This is a genomic window from Hydrogenophaga pseudoflava, from assembly GCF_031020795.1.
Lineage (GTDB): Bacteria > Pseudomonadota > Gammaproteobacteria > Burkholderiales > Burkholderiaceae_C > Hydrogenophaga > Hydrogenophaga pseudoflava_A.
On record NZ_JAVHJP010000001.1, the window covers coordinates 1,072,978 to 1,093,250 of the forward strand.

General features: G+C 65.7%; 16 protein-coding genes and 2 rRNA genes (1 of these 18 running past the window's edge). 6 read left to right on the forward strand and 12 right to left on the reverse strand.

Going from position 1 to position 20,273, the window contains the following annotated elements; all coding sequences use genetic code 11:
• The first annotated feature begins 75 nt into the window (after positions 1 to 75).
• Positions 76 to 1,164: an MBL fold metallo-hydrolase gene (locus tag RCO38_RS05260; RefSeq protein WP_308327227.1), complete on the forward strand. Its 1,089-nt coding sequence runs from the start codon at positions 76 to 78 to the stop codon at positions 1,162 to 1,164.
• Positions 1,165 to 1,201: 37 nt separating this feature from the next.
• On the forward strand, positions 1,202 to 2,347 hold the full coding sequence (locus RCO38_RS05265; protein WP_308327228.1) for an HPP family protein: 1,146 nt from the start codon (positions 1,202 to 1,204) through the stop codon (positions 2,345 to 2,347).
• 9 nt (positions 2,348 to 2,356) lie between these two features.
• On the opposite strand, the gene RCO38_RS05270 is transcribed toward RCO38_RS05265, so the two are convergent.
• From RCO38_RS05270 to RCO38_RS05310, 9 genes are all read right to left on the reverse strand, one after another.
• The gene (locus RCO38_RS05270; protein WP_308327229.1) at positions 2,357 to 3,247 is read right to left on the reverse strand and encodes a M48 family metallopeptidase; all 891 of its coding nucleotides are present in this window, start codon (positions 3,245 to 3,247) and stop codon (positions 2,357 to 2,359) included.
• An 8-nt stretch (positions 3,248 to 3,255) separates the two neighbouring features.
• Positions 3,256 to 4,005 carry a lysophospholipid acyltransferase family protein gene (locus tag RCO38_RS05275; RefSeq protein ID WP_374694509.1) on the reverse strand — a complete coding sequence of 250 codons (750 nt, stop codon included), beginning with the start codon at positions 4,003 to 4,005 and terminating at the stop codon, positions 3,256 to 3,258.
• 12 nt (positions 4,006 to 4,017) lie between these two features.
• Positions 4,018 to 4,596 carry a D-glycero-beta-D-manno-heptose 1,7-bisphosphate 7-phosphatase gene (gene gmhB / locus RCO38_RS05280; RefSeq protein ID WP_308327230.1) on the reverse strand — a complete coding sequence of 193 codons (579 nt, stop codon included), beginning with the start codon at positions 4,594 to 4,596 and terminating at the stop codon, positions 4,018 to 4,020.
• A gap of 42 nt (positions 4,597 to 4,638) precedes the next feature.
• Entirely contained in the window at positions 4,639 to 6,759 is a 2,121-nt protein-coding gene (glyS, locus tag RCO38_RS05285) for a glycine--tRNA ligase subunit beta (RefSeq protein ID WP_308327231.1), read from the reverse strand.
• Positions 6,760 to 6,775: 16 nt separating this feature from the next.
• A complete protein-coding gene (gene glyQ / locus RCO38_RS05290; protein ID WP_308327232.1) occupies positions 6,776 to 7,681 on the reverse strand; it encodes a glycine--tRNA ligase subunit alpha in 906 nt (301 codons plus the stop codon).
• A 92-nt stretch (positions 7,682 to 7,773) separates the two neighbouring features.
• Positions 7,774 to 9,612, reverse strand: a complete 1,839-nt coding sequence (gene lnt, locus RCO38_RS05295) for an apolipoprotein N-acyltransferase (RefSeq protein ID WP_308327233.1) — start codon at positions 9,610 to 9,612, stop codon at positions 7,774 to 7,776.
• Between the two features lie 16 nt (positions 9,613 to 9,628).
• On the reverse strand, positions 9,629 to 10,498 hold the full coding sequence (locus tag RCO38_RS05300) for an HlyC/CorC family transporter (RefSeq protein WP_308327234.1): 870 nt from the start codon (positions 10,496 to 10,498) through the stop codon (positions 9,629 to 9,631).
• 158 nt (positions 10,499 to 10,656) lie between these two features.
• On the reverse strand, positions 10,657 to 11,334 hold the full coding sequence (locus RCO38_RS05305; RefSeq protein WP_308327235.1) for a GNAT family N-acetyltransferase: 678 nt from the start codon (positions 11,332 to 11,334) through the stop codon (positions 10,657 to 10,659).
• 76 nt (positions 11,335 to 11,410) lie between these two features.
• Positions 11,411 to 11,884 carry an Lrp/AsnC family transcriptional regulator gene (locus tag RCO38_RS05310; RefSeq protein WP_308327236.1) on the reverse strand — a complete coding sequence of 158 codons (474 nt, stop codon included), beginning with the start codon at positions 11,882 to 11,884 and terminating at the stop codon, positions 11,411 to 11,413.
• A gap of 117 nt (positions 11,885 to 12,001) precedes the next feature.
• Here RCO38_RS05310 and hppD point away from each other — a divergent pair, with 117 nt between their 5' ends.
• Entirely contained in the window at positions 12,002 to 13,123 is a 1,122-nt protein-coding gene (gene hppD / locus RCO38_RS05315; RefSeq protein ID WP_308327237.1) for a 4-hydroxyphenylpyruvate dioxygenase, read from the forward strand.
• On the opposite strand, the gene RCO38_RS05320 is transcribed toward hppD, so the two are convergent.
• Positions 13,113 to 14,087, reverse strand: a complete 975-nt coding sequence (locus tag RCO38_RS05320; RefSeq protein WP_308327238.1) for an esterase/lipase family protein — start codon at positions 14,085 to 14,087, stop codon at positions 13,113 to 13,115. The genes hppD and RCO38_RS05320 overlap by 11 nt on opposite strands.
• An 86-nt stretch (positions 14,088 to 14,173) precedes the next feature.
• Between RCO38_RS05320 and RCO38_RS05325 the strand changes: the two genes are divergently transcribed.
• From RCO38_RS05325 to RCO38_RS05335, 3 genes are read left to right on the forward strand one after another with little or no spacing between them, the layout of a single operon-like run.
• The gene (locus tag RCO38_RS05325; RefSeq protein WP_308327239.1) at positions 14,174 to 14,908 is read left to right on the forward strand and encodes an FFLEELY motif protein; all 735 of its coding nucleotides are present in this window, start codon (positions 14,174 to 14,176) and stop codon (positions 14,906 to 14,908) included.
• A gap of 46 nt (positions 14,909 to 14,954) precedes the next feature.
• Complete coding sequence (locus tag RCO38_RS05330) at positions 14,955 to 16,667, forward strand: AMP-binding protein (RefSeq protein WP_308327240.1); 1,713 nt, start codon at positions 14,955 to 14,957, stop codon at positions 16,665 to 16,667.
• 18 nt (positions 16,668 to 16,685) lie between these two features.
• Entirely contained in the window at positions 16,686 to 17,618 is a 933-nt protein-coding gene (locus RCO38_RS05335) for an MBL fold metallo-hydrolase (RefSeq protein WP_308327241.1), read from the forward strand.
• A gap of 83 nt (positions 17,619 to 17,701) precedes the next feature.
• Here RCO38_RS05335 and rrf read toward each other — a convergent pair.
• Positions 17,702 to 17,814: ribosomal RNA gene (gene rrf, locus RCO38_RS05340) — 5S ribosomal RNA — on the reverse strand.
• Positions 17,815 to 17,971: 157 nt separating this feature from the next.
• A 23S ribosomal RNA gene (locus tag RCO38_RS05345) occupies positions 17,972 to 20,273 on the reverse strand (it continues 575 nt past the right edge of the window).

Here is a 20,273-nt window from a genome sequence, read left to right on the forward strand (position 1 = left end):
ATCGATCCCTAGAATGCGTCGCATCTTGACGTTTACGTCAACGTCAGTTTAACGGAAGCCTTTCAGGAAACACCCGTGACCCCTTCCCCCAGAGACGCGCTCGAAGCCCGTCTGCACTACCCGCTGGGCGATGCCCTGCCCCCATCCGGCGGCGCCATCGTCGTGGCGCCCGGCGTGAAGTGGGTCCGCATGAGCCTGCCCTTCGCGCTGGACCACATCAACCTCTGGCTGCTGCGCGACCGGCTGGGCGGCCGCGAGGGCTGGACCGTGGTGGACACCTGCATCGCACGCGAAGAGGCGAAGGCGCAGTGGGCACAGATCTTCGAGCGCGAGCTGGACGGGTTGCCGGTGCTGCGCGTGATCGTCACCCACATGCACCCCGACCACGTCGGTCTGGCGCAGTGGCTGTGCGAGCGCTGGAGCACACCCGGCCACGAGTGCCGGCTCTGGATCAGCGGCATGGACTACCACATGGCCCGCATCGGCTCGCAGAGCACCACCGGATTCGGCGGCGACGGCGCCGCCGCCTTTTTCCGGTCCAACGGCCTGCTCGACCCCGACGCGCTGGAGAAGATCCGTGCCCGCGCCGGCTACTACCCCGGTCTGGTGCCCGGCGTGCCCGCCCAGTTCCGGCGCCTGATGGACGGGCAGGTGGTGACCATCGGCGGCCACGGCTGGCGCTGCATCGCCGGGTACGGCCACGCGCCCGAACACATGGCACTGCACAGCGAAGCGCTGGGCGTGCTGATCAGCGGCGACATGGTGCTGCCGCGCATCAGCACCAATGTCAGCGTCTACGACGTCGAACCCGAGGGCGACCCGCTCGCGCTGTTTCTCGACTCGCTGGAGCGCTACCTGCCGCTGCCCGAAGAGACGCTGGTGCTGCCCTCGCACGGCAAACCGTTCACCGGCCTGCACGAACGCATCCGGCAGCTGCAGGACCACCACGCCGAGCGGCTGACCGAGGTGCTGGCGGCCTGTGCGCGGCAGCCGCACAGTGCCTGGGAGATGATTCCGGTGCTGTTCCCCCGGCCACTCGACCTGCACCAGAGCACCTTCGCCCTGGGCGAGTCGGTGGCCCACCTGCACCGCCTGTGGCTCCAGGGCCGGCTGCAGCGCCACACCGGTGCCGACGGCGTGCACCGCTTCCATTCAACGGTCTGACCGGAACGCGCCCGCCCGCCGGGACCGGGTTCCTACAATGGCCGCCCCTGGCCATGAGAACCGTCCCGTGCCTTCTTTCCTCTCCCGGCTCCGCGCCCTGGTCCCTCCCCCGCTGACTGTTGGCCGGCGGGAAATGCTGCTGGGCTGCCTGGGAGCCGGCCTGGGCCTGTGCATCACCGAATGGCTCAGCCACCACACGCTGGGCATGTCCGAACCCTGGTTCCTGGCGCCCATGGGTGCCTCGGCCGTGCTGCTGTTCGCGGTGCCGGCCAGCCCGCTGGCGCAGCCCTGGTCCATCGTCGGCGGCAACACCGTGTCGGCCCTGGTCGGCGTGAGCTGCGCCCTGCTGCTGGGCCACTCCGGACTGGCGGCCGGGGCCGCCGGTGCGCTGGCCATCGCGGCGATGTTCGCGCTGCGCTGCCTGCACCCTCCGGGAGGCGCGGTGGCGGTGACGGCCGTCCTGGGCGGACCGGCGGTGGCGCACCTGGGCTACCAGTTCGCGCTCTCTCCGGTGGCGCTCAACTCGGGCCTGCTGATGCTGACGGCCCTGCTGTTCAACCACCTGACGCACCGGCGCCACCCGCACCCCGCCACGGCCCCCTCACACCATACCCGGGACCCGCTGCCCAGCCGGCGCCTGGGCTTCACCCACGACGACCTGACCCGCGCGCTGGCCAGCCAAGGCGAGCTGCTGGACATCCGGCCGGAAGACCTGGAGGACATCCTGGTGCGGGCCCAGCTGCTCGCGAGCCAGCGCCAGTGGGGCGAGGTGCGGTGCCGCGACATCATGTCGCGCGACGTGGTGCACATCGGCCCGCGCGACTCGGTGGACGAGGCCTGGGCGCGGCTGGCCCGCCACAAGATCAAGGCGCTGCCGGTGGTCGGGGCGAACGGCCGGCTGTGCGGCATCGTCTCGCTGCACGACTTCTTCATCGGCCACAGCGCGCCCGATCCGCGGCGCCAGCCGGTCATGAGCACGGCCCGCTACGTCGAGGAGATCATGACCCGCAAGGTGCGCTCGGCCCGGCCGGAGCAGCCCATCGGCGACCTCGTCGGCCTGTTCTCCGACGGCGGCTTGCACCACATGCCGGTGGTTGATGAGGCACAGCGGGTGGTCGGCATGATCACGCAGTCCGACGTGGTGGCCGCGCTGTTCCGCAGCCGGCCGGAGGCGGCCCGCTGAGCCGCGCGCTCAGTCGCGCAGCGGCACGGCCGCCCGCCTGAGCGCCTGGCGCCGGTCCAGGTGGTCGGGCATCACGCTGGCGACCACGTCCCAGAACTGCGGGCTGTGGTCCATGTGGCGCAGGTGGCTCAGCTCGTGCACCACCACGTAGTCGATCATTTCGGGCTTGAGGTGGATCAGCCGCCAGTTCAGGCGGATGGTGCCGTCGGCGCTGGCGCTGCCCCAGCGGGTGCCGGCGCTGGACAGCCGCAACTGGCGGTACGACACGCCCAGCTGCGGTGCAAAACGGTCCAGGCTCTCGCGGAACACCTGCTGCGCCTGCCGCATCAGCCAGGCCTGGGCGGCGTCGCGGATCTGGACTTCGGTCGCGGTACGGGCCAGCCCCAGCCGGAGCACCGGCGGGGCCGTCCCTTCGCCAGGCTCCAGCGCCGCACCGGCCTGCGCGGGCGCGTGGGCCGAGTCCAGCACCAGCCGTACGCGCTGCCCCAGGAAATCGAACTCGGCGCCGTCGGCCCAGACCGTTCGCGCGCGCTCCAGCGCCCCGGCGCGTTCGCGAGATGCGCGCAGCTTGTCGAGCACCCAGCCCGACTTTTCCTGGATGAAGGCCTCGACCTCGCCCACCGTGGTCCAGCGCGGCGCGCGCACGCTCAGACCGTCCGGCCCGACCGACAGGCCGATCGTGCGGCGCTTGCCGCGCTTGAACTCGTAGCCCACCTCGCAGCCGGCCAGGCGCACGCGCCGGTTGGCGCGCGGGTGGTGCCAGGTTCCGGGCTGGAACACCGCCGACATCGGCTCGGCCGGGGGCGCATCGGCCATCGGCGCCGATGCCACCGCTGGCGGTGGGAGCACCGGATCGGGTCCGGCCAGGAAATCAAGCGCCAGCTGGACGAAGCGCTGCATGTCCGGTGTCAGCCTTTGGTGTAGGCCTCGGGATCAAGCCGGTGCATTTCCGCCTCGATCCAGTCCTCGACCTCTTTCATCAGCTCGTCGGCCTCGCGCCCCTGACTGGGAATCGGCTTGCCGATGGAGAACTCCACCGTGCCCGGCTTCTTGATGAAGGCCTTGCGTGGCCAGCACTTGGCCGAGGTCACGGCAATCGGGATCACCGGCGCGCCGGTGCGGATCGCCAGCCGCGTGCCGCCGGTCTTGTAGACACCCTTTTCGCCGCGGGCGATGCGCGTGCCCTCGGGGAACATGATCACCCAGGTGCCCTGGTCGAGCAGGCGCTGGCCCTGCTGCACCACCTTGACGAAGGCGCGCGCACCGTCCGCGCGGTCGATGTGGATCATGTCCATGCGCGCCATCGCCCAGCCGAAGAACGGCACCTTCAGCAACTCCTTCTTGAACACGAAGGCCAGCGGATGGGGCATCAGCGCCGCCATGCTGAAGGTTTCCCACAGCGACTGGTGCTTGACCAGCAACACCGCTGGCGCCGTCGTGCCGACCGGCAGGTTCTCGTAGCCGATCACCTGGTTGCGGATGCCCAGGATCACCGTGCCGCCGTCCACCGCGAGCTTGAGCCAGCGCGCGCACATCCAGTAGACCTGCGTGCTGTTGAGGAAGGGCGCGGCGATGACCACCGCCAGCGCCCAGGGCACCACGGTCACCACCATGAACAGCATGTGCAGCACCGAGCGCAGGAAATGGATCAGGATCATGGAAGAACAGGCTCAGGAAGTGGCCACGGGCTGCGCCAGCAGCCAGTCGGCGAAGGCACCCAGGTCGTCGTGCAGCTGGGTGCCGGGCGGCAGACCGGGCACCAGCGCGGCGTCGGACACGCCGACCTCCCGGCGCAGATGCCCGGACTTGCCGGTCAGCAGCAGATGGGTCGGGCAGCCCGCGGCTGCGCCGGCCTGCACATGGCGCAGCGCGTTGCCCGCCACCGGCACCTCGGCGGGCGGAATGCCGAAGCGCTCCGCCACCTGCTCGAACAGGCCGGGCTCGGGCTTGCGACAGTGGCACGCGTCCTCCGGCGCATGGGGGCAGAAGAAGATTGCCTCGACCCGCGCACCCGCCGCGGCCAGCGCGCGGTGCATCTTGGCGTGGATGGCGTTGAGAGAGGCCATGTCGAACAGACCGCGGCCGATGCCCGACTGGTTGGTGGCCAGCACCACGCGCCAGCCCCCTTGGTTGAGCCGCGCCACGGCTTCGAGCGCCCCAGGCAGGGCCTCCCACTCGTCGGGCGAAGCCACGTGGTCGTCACGGCTGCGGTTGAGCGTGCCGTCGCGGTCGAGGATCAGCAGTTTCATGCGGGCTTCCTTCGGGGTTCCGGGACGGCCAGATCGTACGGTTTACGCGGCAAGTCGGGAGAGATCGGCGACGCGGTTCATCGCCTCGTGCAGCGACTTCAGCAGCCCCAGGCGGTTGGCCTTGAGCGCCGGGTCGTCCGCGTTGACCATCACGCCGTCGAAGAAGGCATCGACCGGCGTGCGCAGCGCGGCCAGCGCCTGCAGGCTGGCGGTGTGGTCGCCCGCGTCGAACTTCGCGTTGGCGGCGGGCACGGTGGCCTGCATGGCGGCGTAGAGGTCCTTTTCGGCGGGTTCGGCAAACAACGCCGGGTTGACCGCGGCGCCCTCGCCTTCGGACTTCCTGAGGATGTTGCCGATGCGCTTGTTGGCGGCCGCCAGCGCGGGCGCTTCGGGCAGCGCGGCGAAGGCGCGCACGGCCTGCAGGCGCTGGGCCACGTCGGCCAAGCGCTGCGGGCGCAGGGCCAGCACGGCGTCGACTTCCTGCGCGCTGGCGCCTTGCTCGCGCAGGTTGCCGGCGAGGCGGTCGTAGATGAAGTCGGCCAGGGCCGGCGTGGCGTCGCTGATCTTGTCGCCGAAGGCCGGCACCGCCGCCGACAGCAGCGCGGTCAGGGCCAAAGGCAGGTCCTTCTCGACCAGCATGCGGATCACGCCCAGCGCATGGCGGCGCAGCGCGAACGGGTCCTTGTCGCCGGTCGGCAGATTGCCGATGCCGAACATGCCGACCAGGGTCTCCAGCTTGTCGGCCAGCGCCACCACCACGCCCGTCTGGGTGCGCGGCAGTTCGTCGCCCGCGAAGCGCGGCTTGTAGTGGTCTTCGATGGCGAAGGCGATGTCGTCGGAAAGGCCGTCGTGGCGCGCGTAGTAGCCGCCCATGATGCCCTGCAGCTCGGGGAACTCGCCCACCATGTCGGTCACGAGGTCGGTCTTGGCCAGGCGCGCGGCCAGCAGGCAGCGGGCCGCCAGTTCCGGACCACCCAGTTGCAGGCCGATGGTCTCGGCAATAGCGCAGACGCGCTCCATGCGCTCGCCCTGCGTGCCCAGCTTGTTGTGGTAGACCACCTTGGACAGCGCCGGCACGCGGCTTTCCAGTGTCTTCTTGCGGTCCTGGTCGAAGAAGAACTTGGCGTCGGCCAGGCGCGGGCGCACCACGCGCTCGTTGCCACCGATCACCGCGCTCGCATCGTCGGGGCGGATGTTGCTGACCACGAGGAACCGGTTGCTCAGCTTGCCCTGCGCGTCCAGCAGCGGGAAGTACTTCTGGTTGGCCTTCATCGTGAGGATCAGGCACTCCTGTGGCACGTCGAGGAACTGCTTCTCGAACTCGCAGATGAGCACGTTCGGGCGCTCGACCAGTGCCGTCACTTCGTCCTGCAGCGCATCGTCTTCGATGGGCTTGCAGCCACCGCCGACCTTCGCGGCCGCGGCGGCCAGCTGGCGCACGATCTCGGCCTTGCGCTCGGCGAACGAGGCGATCACCGCGCCGTCCTTGGCCAGCGTGGCGGCGTAGGCATCGGCGTCGGCCAGCGGCACCGGGTCCATGGCCGCCTCGAAGCGGTGGCCGTGCGTATCACGGCCCGCGGTCAGGCCCAGCGCCTTGACCGGCACCACGTCGGCGCCGTGCAGCGCGACCAGACCGTGCGCCGGGCGCACGAAGTTCACACTGGTCCAGCCGGGCAGTTCGCAGTCGGATTCGAGCTGGTAGCTCATGACCTTGGGGATCGGCAGCTTGGCGATGGCCTCATCCAAGGCCTTCTGCAGGCCCGCGGTCAGCTCGACGCCGGGCTGCACGCTGTCGAAGAACAGGGCTTCGGCCTTGCCGTCCATGGCGCGCTTGAGGCCGGTCACGGCCGAGGCATCGGCGCCCAGACCGGCCAGTCGCTTGAGCAGCGCGGGCGTGGGCGCACCGCTGGCGTCCAGACCGACGCTGACGGGCATGAGCTTCTGCGACACGGCCTTGTCGGCCGCCTTCGCGGCGACGCCGGTCACGTGCGCTGCCAGGCGGCGCGGCGAGGCGAACGGCGTGACCACCGCATCGGCGGCGGCCAGGCCCTGGGCCTTGATCTGTTCGGCCAGCACGCCGGCAAACGCATCACCCAGCTTCTTGAGCGCCTTGGGCGGCAGCTCTTCCACAAACAGTTCGACGAGGAGGTTCTTCGTTGTCATTCTTCTTCTCTCGATCTCAGGCCACTTTTTTCTCTATCTGCGCCACCCACTCGCGCGGTGCCATGGGGAAGCCCAGGCGTTCGCGGCTCTCGTAGTAGCTCTGTGCCACGGCACGCGCGAGGTTGCGGATGCGGCCGATGTAGGCGGCGCGCTCCGTGACGCTGATGGCACCGCGCGCATCCAGCAGGTTGAAGCTGTGCGCGCACTTCAGGACTTGCTCATACGCCGGCAGGGCCAGCTGCTGCTCCATCAGGTGTTTGGCCTGCTTCTCGTGCGCGTTGAAGGCGGTGAACAGGAAGTCGGCGTCGGAATGCTCGAAGTTGTAGGCCGACTGCTCTTTCTCGTTCTGCAGGTAGACGTCGCCATAGCTCATGGTCTCGGTCCACTTGAGGTTGTAGACGTTGTCCACGCCCTGCAGGTACATGGCCAGACGCTCCAGACCGTAGGTGATCTCGCCCGTGGCGGGCTTGCAGTCGATGCCGCCGACCTGCTGGAAGTAGGTGAACTGCGTGACTTCCATGCCGTTGAGCCAGACCTCCCAGCCCAGGCCCCAGGCGCCGAGCGTGGGGTTCTCCCAATCGTCTTCCACGAAGCGGATGTCGTTCTTCTTCAGGTCGAAGCCCAGCGCTTCGAGCGAGCCCAGGTACAGCTCCAGGATGTTGGCCGGCGCGGGCTTGAGCACCACCTGGTACTGGTAGTAGTGCTGCAGGCGGTTCGGGTTCTCGCCGTAACGGCCGTCCTTGGGACGGCGGCTGGGCTGCACGTACGCGGCCTTCCAGGGCTCGGGGCCGATGGCGCGCAGGAAGGTGGCGGTGTGGCTGGTGCCGGCGCCGACTTCCATGTCGTAGGGCTGGAGCAGGGCGCAACCCTGCCGGTCCCAGTAGGACTGCAGGGTCAGGATGATTTGCTGGAAGGTCAACATGGTCGGGTGCCGACGACGGGCGGGTCGGCAAAAGTGAAGCGGTGTGTGGCGCGGCGGCCGCCCCACCGGCGGGCCGCGCAAAACCCTGGATTTTACGGGCCGGGCTGCGCCTGGCCGCCGCCTGCCCGGGCCGGCCGGCGCGCTCCCGTCCGGCGCACCAGCGCCGCGAGCGCCACCACCACCAGGCACGACACCCAGAGCGGCCCCTGCCCCCAGCGTGAGGCCCAGATGGCGTAAGGCGTCAGGCCGGTGCGGCCCTGCACCGAGACCTCCAGCCGGTCGCGCACCAGCCTCGGCAGGCGCTCGGTCACCACGCCGCGGTGGTCGATGGCCGCGGTGGCGCCGGTGTTGGTGGCGCGCAGCATGGGGCGGCCCAGCTCCATGGCCCGCAGGCGCGAAATCTGCAGGTGCTGGTCGATGGCCACGGTGTCGCCGAACCAGCCGATGTTGCTGAGGTTCACCAGCACCGTGGGCGCCACGGCAGGGTCGCGAAACGAGGCCGCCAGCTCTTCGCCGAACAGGTCCTCGTAGCAGATGTTGGGCGCCACGCGCTGGCCCGCCCAGTCCCAGCCCGGCTGCGCCAGCGCCCCGCGCGCGAAGTCGCCCAGCGGGATGTGCATGAGGTCGGTGAACCAGCGGAACAGGGGTGGGATGAACTCGCCGAAGGGCACCAGGTGGTGCTTGCTGTAGCGGTAGAAGCGCTCGCCCGGGAAGCCCCCGTCGCGTCCCTTGAGCATGTCGGCCGACAGCCCCCAGGCCGAGTTGGTGTAGCCCGACTCCATGGAACCCAGCGGGATGCCGACCATGACGCCCAGTCCCGGCGAACCCACCGGTGCCGAGGACTCGATGACGCCGAACAGCGGCTCCCAGAACTCCGGCCCCAGTTGCTGCGGCAGCACCGGCACGGCCGTCTCGGGCGCCACCACCAGGTCCGGGCCGGCGCCAGCGAGCTTCGCGCGCGCGGCCTCGGCGATCTGCGCCGGGTACCAGGACAGGGCCGTGGCCACACCGGTGCCGGTTTCGAACTTCTCGTTCTGCGGAATGTTGCCCTGCAGCAGCCAGACACGCAGTGACCCGGCATCGGCCGTTCCGCGCAGGCCGGCCTCGCGCCAGTGTTCGCCTAGCACCACACTGAGCAACAAGGCCAGGGCGACGGCGCCCGCGCCCACCTGGCCCAAGGTTGTGGTCCAGTGGCGCACCGGCGCCTGCAGGCGCCCGCCGATCCGACGCACGTTGGGGAACAGCCGCCGCAGCAGCCCACCCCACACGGCCGGCACCAAGAGCGCCAACGCGTAGGCCAGCAGCGCAGCGATCAGGCCCATGCCGTAGACCCCGACCCAGGGCGCCCAAGCCGCCATCAGGTCCGCCTGCGCATAGCCGCCAGCGCCCCAGGGCAGGCCGGTGAGCCAGCGGCCGCGCACCAGCTCGGCGAGGGTCCACAGCGCCGCGAACAGCAGCGCCTGCAGCCAGCGCGGCCGCGGCGCCCAGGCGCACAGCGCCCAGGCCGCCAGCCCATAGAACAGGGCCAGCGCGGCGGACAGCGCTGCCACGGCGAGCACCGCCATCCACGAGGCCAGGCCACCGTAGGTGTGCATCGACACGTACAACCACCAGAGGCTGCCGGCCAGCCAGACCCAGGCGAACACCCAGCCGCGCCAGAAGGCCTGACCATTGCGGTGGGCATGGCGCAGTGCAAACACCAACAGGGCCAGCGACACGATCTGCAACCAGCCCACGGGCGCGCCGGCCGCCACACCCGGCGGCATCCAGGCGGTCCATGGCCAGGCCAGCGAGGCGGCCTGCAGAGCCCCGCCCAGCACGCAGACCAGGAACCAGAACACACCCGAGCCCCGGGCCTGACGCCCGGGCGGCAGGCCCGTCAGTGGCGACAGACTGGAGGGGGTGTGCAGGTTGCCGAACAGGCTGCGCATGGGCCGAAAGGCGCGTTCAGGCGCCGGCGGCGGGCACCGGCATCACCTTGAACCACTTCACCGCGCCGCCCTTGGTGTGCAGCACGACAAAGCGCAGACCGTCGATCTCGTGCAGCTCGCCGCGCTTGGGCACATGCCCCATGGTGTGGGCGATCAGGCCGCCGATGGTGTCGAAGCCGTCCTCCGCCAGCTTCAGGCCGAAAGACTCGTTGATGCGCTCGATGGCGGTGTCGCCGCTGACACGCCAGGTCCCGTCGGCGAGCGCGAAGATGTCGCCATCGTCCTCGGCGACATCGAACTCGTCCTCGATCTCGCCGACGATCTCTTCGAGCACGTCCTCGATGGTGATGAGACCGGCCACACGGCCGAACTCGTCGATGACGATGGCCAGGTGGTTGCGATTGCCCCGGAACTCGCGCAGCAGGTCGTTGAGGCCCTTGCTCTCGGGCACGAAGGTGGCGGGGCGCAGCAGCGCGCGGATGTTGAGCTCGGGAGCGCGCTGCAGCTTGAGCAGGTCCTTGGCCAGCAGGATGCCGATGATGTTCTCGCGCTCCCCCTCGTAGACCGGGAAGCGCGAGTGCGCGGTGTCGATGACCAGGTGCAGCAGCTCGTCGAACGGCGCATCGATGTCGAGCACGTCCATGCGCGGGGCCGCCACCATCACGTCGCCGGCGCTCATGTCGGCGATGCGGATCACGCCTTCGAGCATGACGCGCGATTCGGCGTTGATGATGTCGTTGTCCTCGGCCTCGGCGAGCGTTTCTATCAGCTCGTCCTTGGAGTCGGGTCCGGGGTGGATGAATTCCGCGAGTTTCTGCAGGAATCCACGTTTGTCTTCATGCCGCAGGCTGCGCTGCGGCCCCGTACTGGGGGGGTTGTCGGCCACTGGGGAGAGGGGGTGGTTGAAACAGCGCCAAAGGATACCGCATGCACATGACGCAAGCGAGAGACCAGCCTGGCCAGCACACGCCGTGGAACTGGCTCCGCCAGGCCACAGGCGTGCCCCCCTCCCAGGGGGCAAGCCGCGTCAGCGGCGCAGGGGTGTCACTTCATCCTGTCGCGCGAGTCGCGCACGCCCTGCCGGATTTCCTGCAGCAGGGCCAGCGCGTCCCAGAAGTTCTTGGCCTGGGCCTTGAGCTGGTAATTGGTCAGGGCCAGCTGCTCGTCGATGAGCTCGGTGACGCGGGAATCGAAATCGGCCGGCGGCAGGCGCAGGTGTGCCTCGCTCTCGGGGCCGTCCCGCTCGATCACCGCCCCCGCCTTGCGCGCGATGCGCAGCATCGCCGTGTTCTCGGACAGCGCATGAACGAACAGCAGGTTCACGCCCTCGTTGCGCGCGTGCATCACGGCGCGTTCGAACAGGCGGCTGCCATACCCGCGTCCCCGGGCGGATTTCGACACCGAGACACCGAACTCGGCGCAGCTCGAGCAGCTCGGATCGATCGAGTAGGCGAGGTGCGCCATCGCGATCAGCTCCAGCTTGCGGTTGAAGATGCCGAACAGTTCGTCGCGCCCGAAGTGGAGCTTGTCCACGTAGCGGGCGATCTGCTCGTCGTTGGCGGCGTAACCGAAGCGAAGGTAGCGGTCGTGTGGCGTGAGCGCGAGCAGGTGCGCCCGGATGCTGGCCGCGTGGGAGCGGCCTATGGAGCGGATCGGCACCCCGGCGCTGCCAGCGGTCGGCGTGCGCTCCGGTGCAGGGGTGGCGGTGGCGTCGTTCGACATGGCGTGGAATGTAAGGGTTTTCCCTATATCGACAAGGTGCAGCGGCTCTGAACCTGGAAAAACCCGATGAACGGCGTCAGACCGGCAAGGCGGTGGTGCTCTTGACCCGGTCCATCACGAAGCTGGTCTTGCAGTCCTGCACCGAAGGGTGGCGCAGCAACACGTCCATCATGAAGCGCGAGTAGGCGGCCATATCGGCCACCACCAGGCGCAGCAGAAAGTCCATCTCGCCGGTCAGCGCAGCGCACTCCACCACCTCAGGCCAGCCCATCACGCTGGCGCGGAACTCGTCCATGGGATTGCGCTTGGCAGCACCGCTGTGCTTTTCAAGCCGCACATTCACCCAGGCGGTCAGGCCCAGGCCCACCGCCTCCGGTCTGACCAGCGCGACATAGCGGGCGATGACCCCGGTCTCTTCCAGCCGCTTGACCCTTCGCAGCACCGCACTGGGCGAGAGCCCCACGGCCTCGGCGATCTGGTCGTAGGTCGCGCGGCCGTCGACCTGAAGGCTGCGCAGGATGTGACGATCGAGCTTGTCCAGTGCTTGCATTCTTCTGATTCTGCAGGATTACTGCAATCTGGACCAGTGGAGCGCCCCCTTTCGCAGCCATCGTGCGACCCTGTGCTTCTACAGTGGCGCATTCGGCCGATCACACAGGAGACCACCATGAATGCCAGCCTGCCCACCTCCACCACGACCGCCTTGAGCACTTGGGACAATCCCATGGGCACCGACGGTTTCGAATTCATTGAATACGCCGCGCCGGACCCGGCCGCCATGGGCGCGCTGTTCGAGCGCATGGGCTTCAAGCCCATCGCGAAGCACCGCCACAAGGCCGTGACGTTGTACCGCCAGGGCGGCATCAACTTCATCATCAACGCCGAGCCCGACAGCTTCGCACAGCGCTTTGCCCGCCTGCACGGCCCCAGCGTCTGCGCCATCGCCTTCCGTGTGCAGGACGCCAAGGCCGCCTACGAGCGCGCCATCTCGCTGGGCGCCTGGGGCTACGCCAATGCCGCCGGCCCGGGCGAGCTGAACATCCCCGCCATCAAGGGCATCGGCGACTCGATCATCTATTTCATCGACCGCTGGCGCGGCAAAAACGGCGCGAAAGAGGGAGACATCGGCAACATCGGCTTCTACGACGTGGACTTCTACCCGCTGCCCGGTGCCGAGCTGAACCCGGCGGGCCACGGCCTGACCGTCATCGACCACCTGACGCACAACGTGCACCGCGGCCGCATGGCCGAGTGGGCCGGCTTCTACGAGCGCATCTTCAACTTCCGCGAGGTGCGCTACTTCGACCTGGAAGGCCAGCAGACCGGTATCAAGAGCAAGGCCATGACCAGCCCCTGCGGCAAGATCCGCATTCCGATCAACGAAGAGGGCAACGACAAGGCCGGCCAGATCCAGGAGTACCTGGACCGCTACCAGGGCGAGGGCATCCAGCACATTGCGCTGGCCTCGACCAACCTCTACGACACGGTGGATGCGCTGCAGATGGAGGGCCTGAAGCTGCTGAACACCAGCGAAACCTACTACGAACTGCTGCCCAAGCGCATCCCGAACCACGGCGAAGACATCGAGGCGCTCAAGGCCCGCAACATCCTCGTGGACGGCGCCCCGGGCGAACTGCTGCTGCAGATCTTCAGCGAGAACCAGCTCGGCCCGATCTTCTTCGAGTTCATCCAGCGCAAGGGCAACCAGGGTTTCGGCGAGGGCAACTTCAAGGCTCTGTTCGAGACCATGGAGCTGGACCAGATGCGCCGGGGCGTGCTCAAGAACTGAGCAGGTCGCTGAACGCGGGAAGGGCCAGCGTCCCTTCCATCACTTCGTCCACGAACGCCATCGCCACATGCGGCTGGCCATGGACGAAGCGGTTGTCGGCCCCGGTCAGGGTGGCGGTGGAAGCCGGGAACACGATGTTGTCGGCGTTGGAGTACCAGCAGGTGAACACTGCGTAGGTGCCCGCGGGCCAGCGCTCGGTCTCACGGCGCTGCAGTGCCTGCAGCCAGTGGCCGTCCCGCCGCATCTGCCGCCCGTTCGCTACGTGGCTGAACTGCCCCAGCCAAGTGCCGTGGTGCGGTGAACCGATGGTGACGATGTGGCGCACCCGGGTGTCGGCGTCGGGCGTCGCAGCACGCCAGGCTCGCGCCGCCAGTCCTCCCATGCTGTGACACACCAGCACAGGTGCGGTTCCGGTCAGTGTCTGGGCTCGCCGCACGGCATCGTCGATCAGCGGTATGTAGTCGTCGATCGACCCGAACACTGGTTCCAGGTTGACACTGGTGTATGGCAGGCCACGCGCGCGCAGCGTCTGCATCCACGGCAGCCAGAAGCCCCGGTTGCAGACGAATCCATGCACAAAGACCACGGCCGGCCGCCCCTGCGCTGAACCAGCGTGATCGTCCGGCAGGCCGCGCCAGCGAAACGGCTGACGCCAGGAAAACACCCGGGGCGCGACCAACACCTCATGCCACCAGGCCGTCAACAAGGTCCATGCGGTCGCGCGTGGCGCCGGATCGCGGCGGTTCACATGGGCCACGGCGAAAAACTCCAGCCCCAGCACCAGTGCGTAGCCCGAAAGCAGCAGCGCGGCCCCGGCGACCACCACCCAGGCCGGTCTCCCGGCGCTCCACACGAGCCACACCACCAGCAAGCCCACTGTGACGAGGACAATGAGCTGCTGCAGCCGTGCCAGCGCAGACGTCGCGGTCCGCCGGAAGGTGTCGGAAGGATTCGGGTGCTGCATGGCTCCACTATGTCATGACGTCCTCGCCCGGTGCTGGGGTCCGCTCACCAATGGGAAACCCATGCCGGCGATAGACTCGAACCACCATGGAAGCCTCCGCCGCCGACCGCATCCGGGCCCACCTGGCCGCCGTGGACACACTGCGCTCCCGGGCGCGCAGCGCTGGTCTTGACGCAGCGGTTTCGACGGTGAAGCGCCTCCAGGCGCAGCGCTTTCGGGGCACCTACGCCGACGTGCTCGCGCACCGTGCGCAGGGCCCCGCGGCGCGCTTCTTCCTCGACGAACTGTACGGTGATCACGACTTCGGCCAGCGAGACGCCCAATTCGGACGCATCGCTGGCGCCATCGAGCGGCTGTTTCCGGAGGCGGTGGCCGAGCTGTCGATCGACCTGGCGGAAATGCACGCTCTGACCGAGACCCTCGACCACACGATGGCGACGCATTGGCTGGAACTGGCCCCTGAGCAGCCCGCGGCGAAGCGCTACGTGCAGGCTTGGCGGGCAACCGGTCGGCGCGAGGCCCGTGAGCGGCAGCTTGGCGTGGTCGGGCACATGGGAGTCGAACTGCAGCGCCTCACCCGCAACAAGTCCCTGCTGATGATGCTCAAGATGATGCGACGCCCCGCCCAGGCGGCCGGCCTGTCCGAGCTGCAGCGGTTCCTGGAGGCCGGATTCGCTGCGTTTGCCCAAATGGGGGACGCCAGATCCTTCCTCTCGATCATTGCGGAGCGGGAGCGGCGCTGGATCGATACGCTGTTCGACGCAGAGCTGTCTGCCTGCGCCGCTGCGCTCGACGCTGAGCTTTGTGCGACAGGCCCCTAGGGCAGGCCCTGAGCTGCGCCCGCGGCGGGACCATCAGAATCCCTGAATGGACCTCGCCACCCCGAACATATCCGCGCGCCCCTGGCTCGCCCACTACCCGGACGGTGTTCCCCACGACATCGATCTCTCGCAGTACCGCTCCCTGGCCGCATTGCTCGAAGAATCCCTGAAAAGGAACGCCCAACGTCCCGTCAGCGTTTGCATGGAGCGCTGGATGACCTACGGCGAGCTCGACCAACACAGCGCGGCATTGGGTGCATGGCTGCAGGCGCGTGGCCTTCCCGGCGACGCCCGGGTCGCGGTGATGCTGCCCAACATTCCGCAATTCCTGGTGGCGATGACTGCAATCATCCGGGCGGGGTTCACGGTGGTGAACGTGAACCCGCTCTACACAGCACGCGAACTGGAACACCAGCTCAAAGACTCGGGCGCCGAGGCCATCGTGATCCTGGAGAACTTTGCGGCGACGCTGGAGGAGGTGATCGACCGCACGCCCATCCGGCATGTCGTCGTTGCCAGCATGGGCGACATGCTGGGCTTCTGGTACGGGCGATGGATCAGCTTTGCGGTGCGCCACATGGCGAAGATGGTAAAGCCGTATCGGCTCGCCCTCACCGGTGCCACGGGTCCGCGCACCATCGTGGGCTTTCGCCAGGCACTGGCCGAAGGGAGCCGGTTGACATTGCGAGCTGGGCAGGCTGGTCACGAAGGCACGGCATTCCTGCAGTACACGGGCGGCACCACCGGTCTCTCCAAAGGCGCCGAGCTGAGCCATCGCAATGTCATCGCCGCCACCCTCCAGGCGGAGGCCTGGTTCCGGCCGGCGCTGGGACGCATCGGTGATGTCCGCAACATCAACGGCATCGCCGCCCTGCCGCTGTATCACATCTTTGCGCTGACCCTATCGCTCCTGGCGATCCGATGGGGAGCGCACATGACCTTGATTCCGAATCCGCGTGATGTGCCCAGATTCGTGGAGACGCTGTCAAAGCGGCCGTTCCACCTGCTGCCGGCAGTCAACACCTTGTTCAACGCGCTGCTGCAGAACCCGCGGTTTCGTCAGCTGGACTTTTCATCGCTGCTTCTGTCGCAGGCGGGTGGCATGGCTGCCTCAGAGGGCACGGCCCGGCACTGGATGGCGGTGACGGGCTGCGCGATGACCGAAGGCTGGGGCATGAGCGAAACCTGCGCCATCGGCACCAACAACCCGGTGACCAGCCGGCAGTTCAGCGGCACGATCGGCCTGCCGTTGCCTGGCATAGACCTCGCCATCAAGGACGAGGCCGGGGTCAGCCTGCCGGCCGGCGAATCCGGCGAAATCTGCATCCGCGGGCCCAATGTGATGCGCGCCTACTACCGCCAGCCTGAAGAAACCGAACGCGCCTTCACGCCCGACGGGTTCATGCGCACTGGCGACATCGGCGTGATGGACGAACGCGGCTATACCCGTATCGTGGACCGAAAGAAGGACATGATCCTGGTGTCCGGATTCAACGTCTTTCCCACCGAATTGGAGAACGTGATTTCCTTGTGCCCGGGTGTGCTCGAATGCGCCGCTGTCGGCGTGGAGGACATCAAGCAGGGAGAAGCCGTCAAGGTGTTCGTGGTGCGCAGCGATCCCACCCTGCGAGAAGAGGACGTGGCCGGCTTCTGCCACGACAACCTTACTGGATACAAACGCCCGAAGTACATCGAATTCCGCGACGAACTCCCCAAAAGCAATGTCGGCAAGATTCTCCGTCGTGCCCTCCGAGCCTGAACCCAGGAGTCCTCACACATGCTTTCGCAGTCCGCTCAAGAGCGTCTTCATCGTGTCGGAGCAACGCTTTTTGAACGCGGATGGCTTTCTTCGAACAATGTCCTGATCACTGGCTCCCGCGGCCCCTCCGCCTTGATCGACTCCGGCTACTGCAGCCACGCCGATCAGACACTCGCCCTGGTGGGAGGGTGCCTGAGAGGATGCCGTCTCGATCTGCTGCTGAACACACACCTGCACAGCGACCATTGTGGGGGGAATGCAGCATTGCAGCGCCGGCACCCTGGCATGCAGACGCTGATCCCGTCAGGGCAGGCCGACGCTGTGCGCGTTTGGGACACCGAGGCCCTCAGTTATGCGCACACCGGTCAGGAATGCCCCTGCTTTGTCTTCGACGGCGTTCTACGCCCGGGGGATAGCCTGCTGCTTGGAGACTGGAACTGGGAAGTTCACGGTGCGAAAGGACACGATCCGCATGCCGTTGTGCTCTATCAACCCGACAACGGCGTTCTTCTTTCAGCGGACGCACTCTGGCAAAACGGCTTTGGCGTGGTCTTTCCTGAATTGGAGGGCCTTGCCGCCTTTCAAGAAGTCGGCGAGACGCTGGACTGCATTGAATCGCTCGCACCTGCGGTGGTCATTCCGGGGCACGGGACCGCATTTGACGATCTTTCGCCGGCCATTGCGCGAGCAAGAAGCCGTCTGCACCGTTTCATGAACTTTCCCGAACAGCATCTACGGCACGCGCACAAGGTGCTCATCAAATTCAAGCTGCTCGACTGCAGGGAGATCGAATTCTCCAACTTGCTTCAGTGGGTGGATCAAACCCCCTATCTGTCCAAGGCAGCATCCACCAGCCGGCTTGCTCCCGAACAGTGGGTTGAAGAGTTGCTATCAGAGCTGGAGCGCGGGGGCGCAATCAAGCGCAAAGGCCAGTGGATCGCCGACCTGTGACAGCGCATCCGCAAGGGCGAGAATCAAGGATCCAGAATAGCAAAAGCCCCAAGTACGAATACTTGGGGCTCAGCTTAATAATAGCCTGACGATGACCTACTTTCACACGGGAACCCGCACTATCATCGGCGCAAAGTCGTTTCACTGTCCTGTTCGGGATGGGAAGGAGTGGGACCAACTCGCTATGGTCGTCAGGCATAACTTGTTGCCTGGCTGATATTTTTCAGCCGGGCGAATTCATAGAGTCTGGAATCAGCTTGTTTTTGATTGCTGCCAACGTCATGACTGAGTCATGAGGGCATAAGACATTTGCACGAACCGTCTTCTCAGACATGTGGTTTCGTCAAAGTTATAGGGTCAAGCCGCACGGGCAATTAGTATCGGTTAGCTTAACGCATTACTGCGCTTCCACACCCGACCTATCAACGTCGTGGTCTTCAACGACCCTTCAGGGGGCTCAAGGCCCCGGCAGATCTCATCTTGGAACGAGTTTCCCGCTTAGATGCTTTCAGCGGTTATCTCTTCCGCACTTAGCTACCCGGCAATGCCACTGGCGTGACAACCGGTACACCAGAGGTGCGTCCACTCCGGTCCTCTCGTACTAGGAGCAGGCTTCCTCAAATCTGCAGCGCCCACGGAAGATAGGGACCAAACTGTCTCACGACGTTTTAAACCCAGCTCACGTACCTCTTTAAATGGCGAACAGCCATACCCTTGGGACCGGCTACAGCCCCAGGATGAGATGAGCCGACATCGAGGTGCCAAACACCGCCGTCGATATGAACTCTTGGGCGGTATCAGCCTGTTATCCCCAGAGTACCTTTTATCCGTTGAGCGATGGCCCTTCCATACAGAACCACCGGATCACTATGTCCTGCTTTCGCATCTGCTCGACTTGTCAGTCTCGCAGTTAAGCACGCTTATGCCATTGCACTATTAGCACGATGTCCGACCGTACCTAGCGTACCTTCGAACTCCTCCGTTACACTTTGGGAGGAGACCGCCCCAGTCAAACTGCCTACCATGCACTGTCCCCGATCCAGATAATGGACCTAGGTTAGAACCTCAAACACACCAGGGTGGTATTTCAACGTTGGCTCCACCGGAACTAGCGTCCCGGCTTCAAAGCCTCCCACCTATCCTACACAGATCTGTTCAAAATTCAATACAAAGCTACAGTAAAGGTTCATGGGGTCTTTCCGTCTTTCCGCGGGGAGATTGCATCATCACAAACATTTCAACTTCGCTGAGTCTCAGGAGGAGACAGTGTGGCCATCGTTACGCCATTCGTGCAGGTCGGAACTTACCCGACAAGGAATTTCGCTACCTTAGGACCGTTATAGTTACGGCCGCCGTTTACTGGGACTTCGATCAAGAGCTTGCACCCCATCAATTAATCTTCCAGCACCGGGCAGGCGTCACACCCTATACGTCCACTTTCGTGTTTGCAGAGTGCTGTGTTTTTAATAAACAGTCGCAGCCACCTATTTTTTGCAACCCATTCGTGCTCAGATGTTCTCATCACACTACTAGGGCACACCTTCTTCCGAAGTTACGGTGTCAATTTGCCGAGTTCCTTCTCCTGAGTTCTCTCAAGCGCCTTAGAATACTCATCTCGCGCACCAGTGTCGGTTTGCGGTACGGTCAATTGCAAGCTGAAGCTTAGTGGCTTTTCCTGGGACCTCGTTCAGTTACTTCGCGAGCAAGCTCGCTCGATCAGCAGCCTCGGTATATGACGGGCGGATTTGCCTACCCATCGCCTACATCTGCCTAAACCGGGACATCCAACACCCGGATAACCTATTAAGATCCGTCCCCACATCGCACTTGCAATCGGTGCAGGAATATTGACCTGCTTCCCATCAGCTACGCATCTCTGCCTCGCCTTAGGGGCCGACTCACCCTACGCCGATGAACGTTGCGTAGGAAACCTTGCGCTTACGGCGAGGGGGCTTTTCACCCCCTTTAACGCTACTCATGTCAGCATTCGCACTTCTGATACCTCCAGCAGCCTTTACAAGCCACCTTCACAGGCTTACAGAACGCTCTCCTACCACTTGCAATAAATTGCAAATCCGCAGCTTCGGTAACTGGCTTAGCCCCGTTACATCTTCCGCGCAGGACGACTCGATCAGTGAGCTATTACGCTTTCTTTAAATGATGGCTGCTTCTAAGCCAACATCCTGACTGTTTTAGCCTTCCCACTTCGTTTCCCACTTAGCCAATTTTAGGGACCTTAGCTGGCGGTCTGGGTTGTTTCCCTCTTGAGTCCGGACGTTAGCACCCGGTGCTCTGTCTCCCAAGCTGTACTCTGCGGTATTCGGAGTTTGCCTTGGTTTGGTAAGTCGCCATGACCCCCTAGCCAAAACAGTGCTCTACCCCCGCAGGTAATACTTGAGGCACTACCTAAATAGTTTTCGGAGAGAACCAGCTATTTCCAAGTTTGTTTAGCCTTTCACCCCTATCCACAGCTCATCCGCTGGTTTTGCAACACCAGTCGGTTCGGACCTCCAGTACCTGTTACGGCACCTTCATCCTGGCCATGGATAGATCACTTGGTTTCGGGTCTACACCCAGCGACTGATTCGCCCTGTTCGGACTCGGTTTCCCTACGCCTTCCCTACTCGGTTAAGCTTGCCACTGAATGTAAGTCGC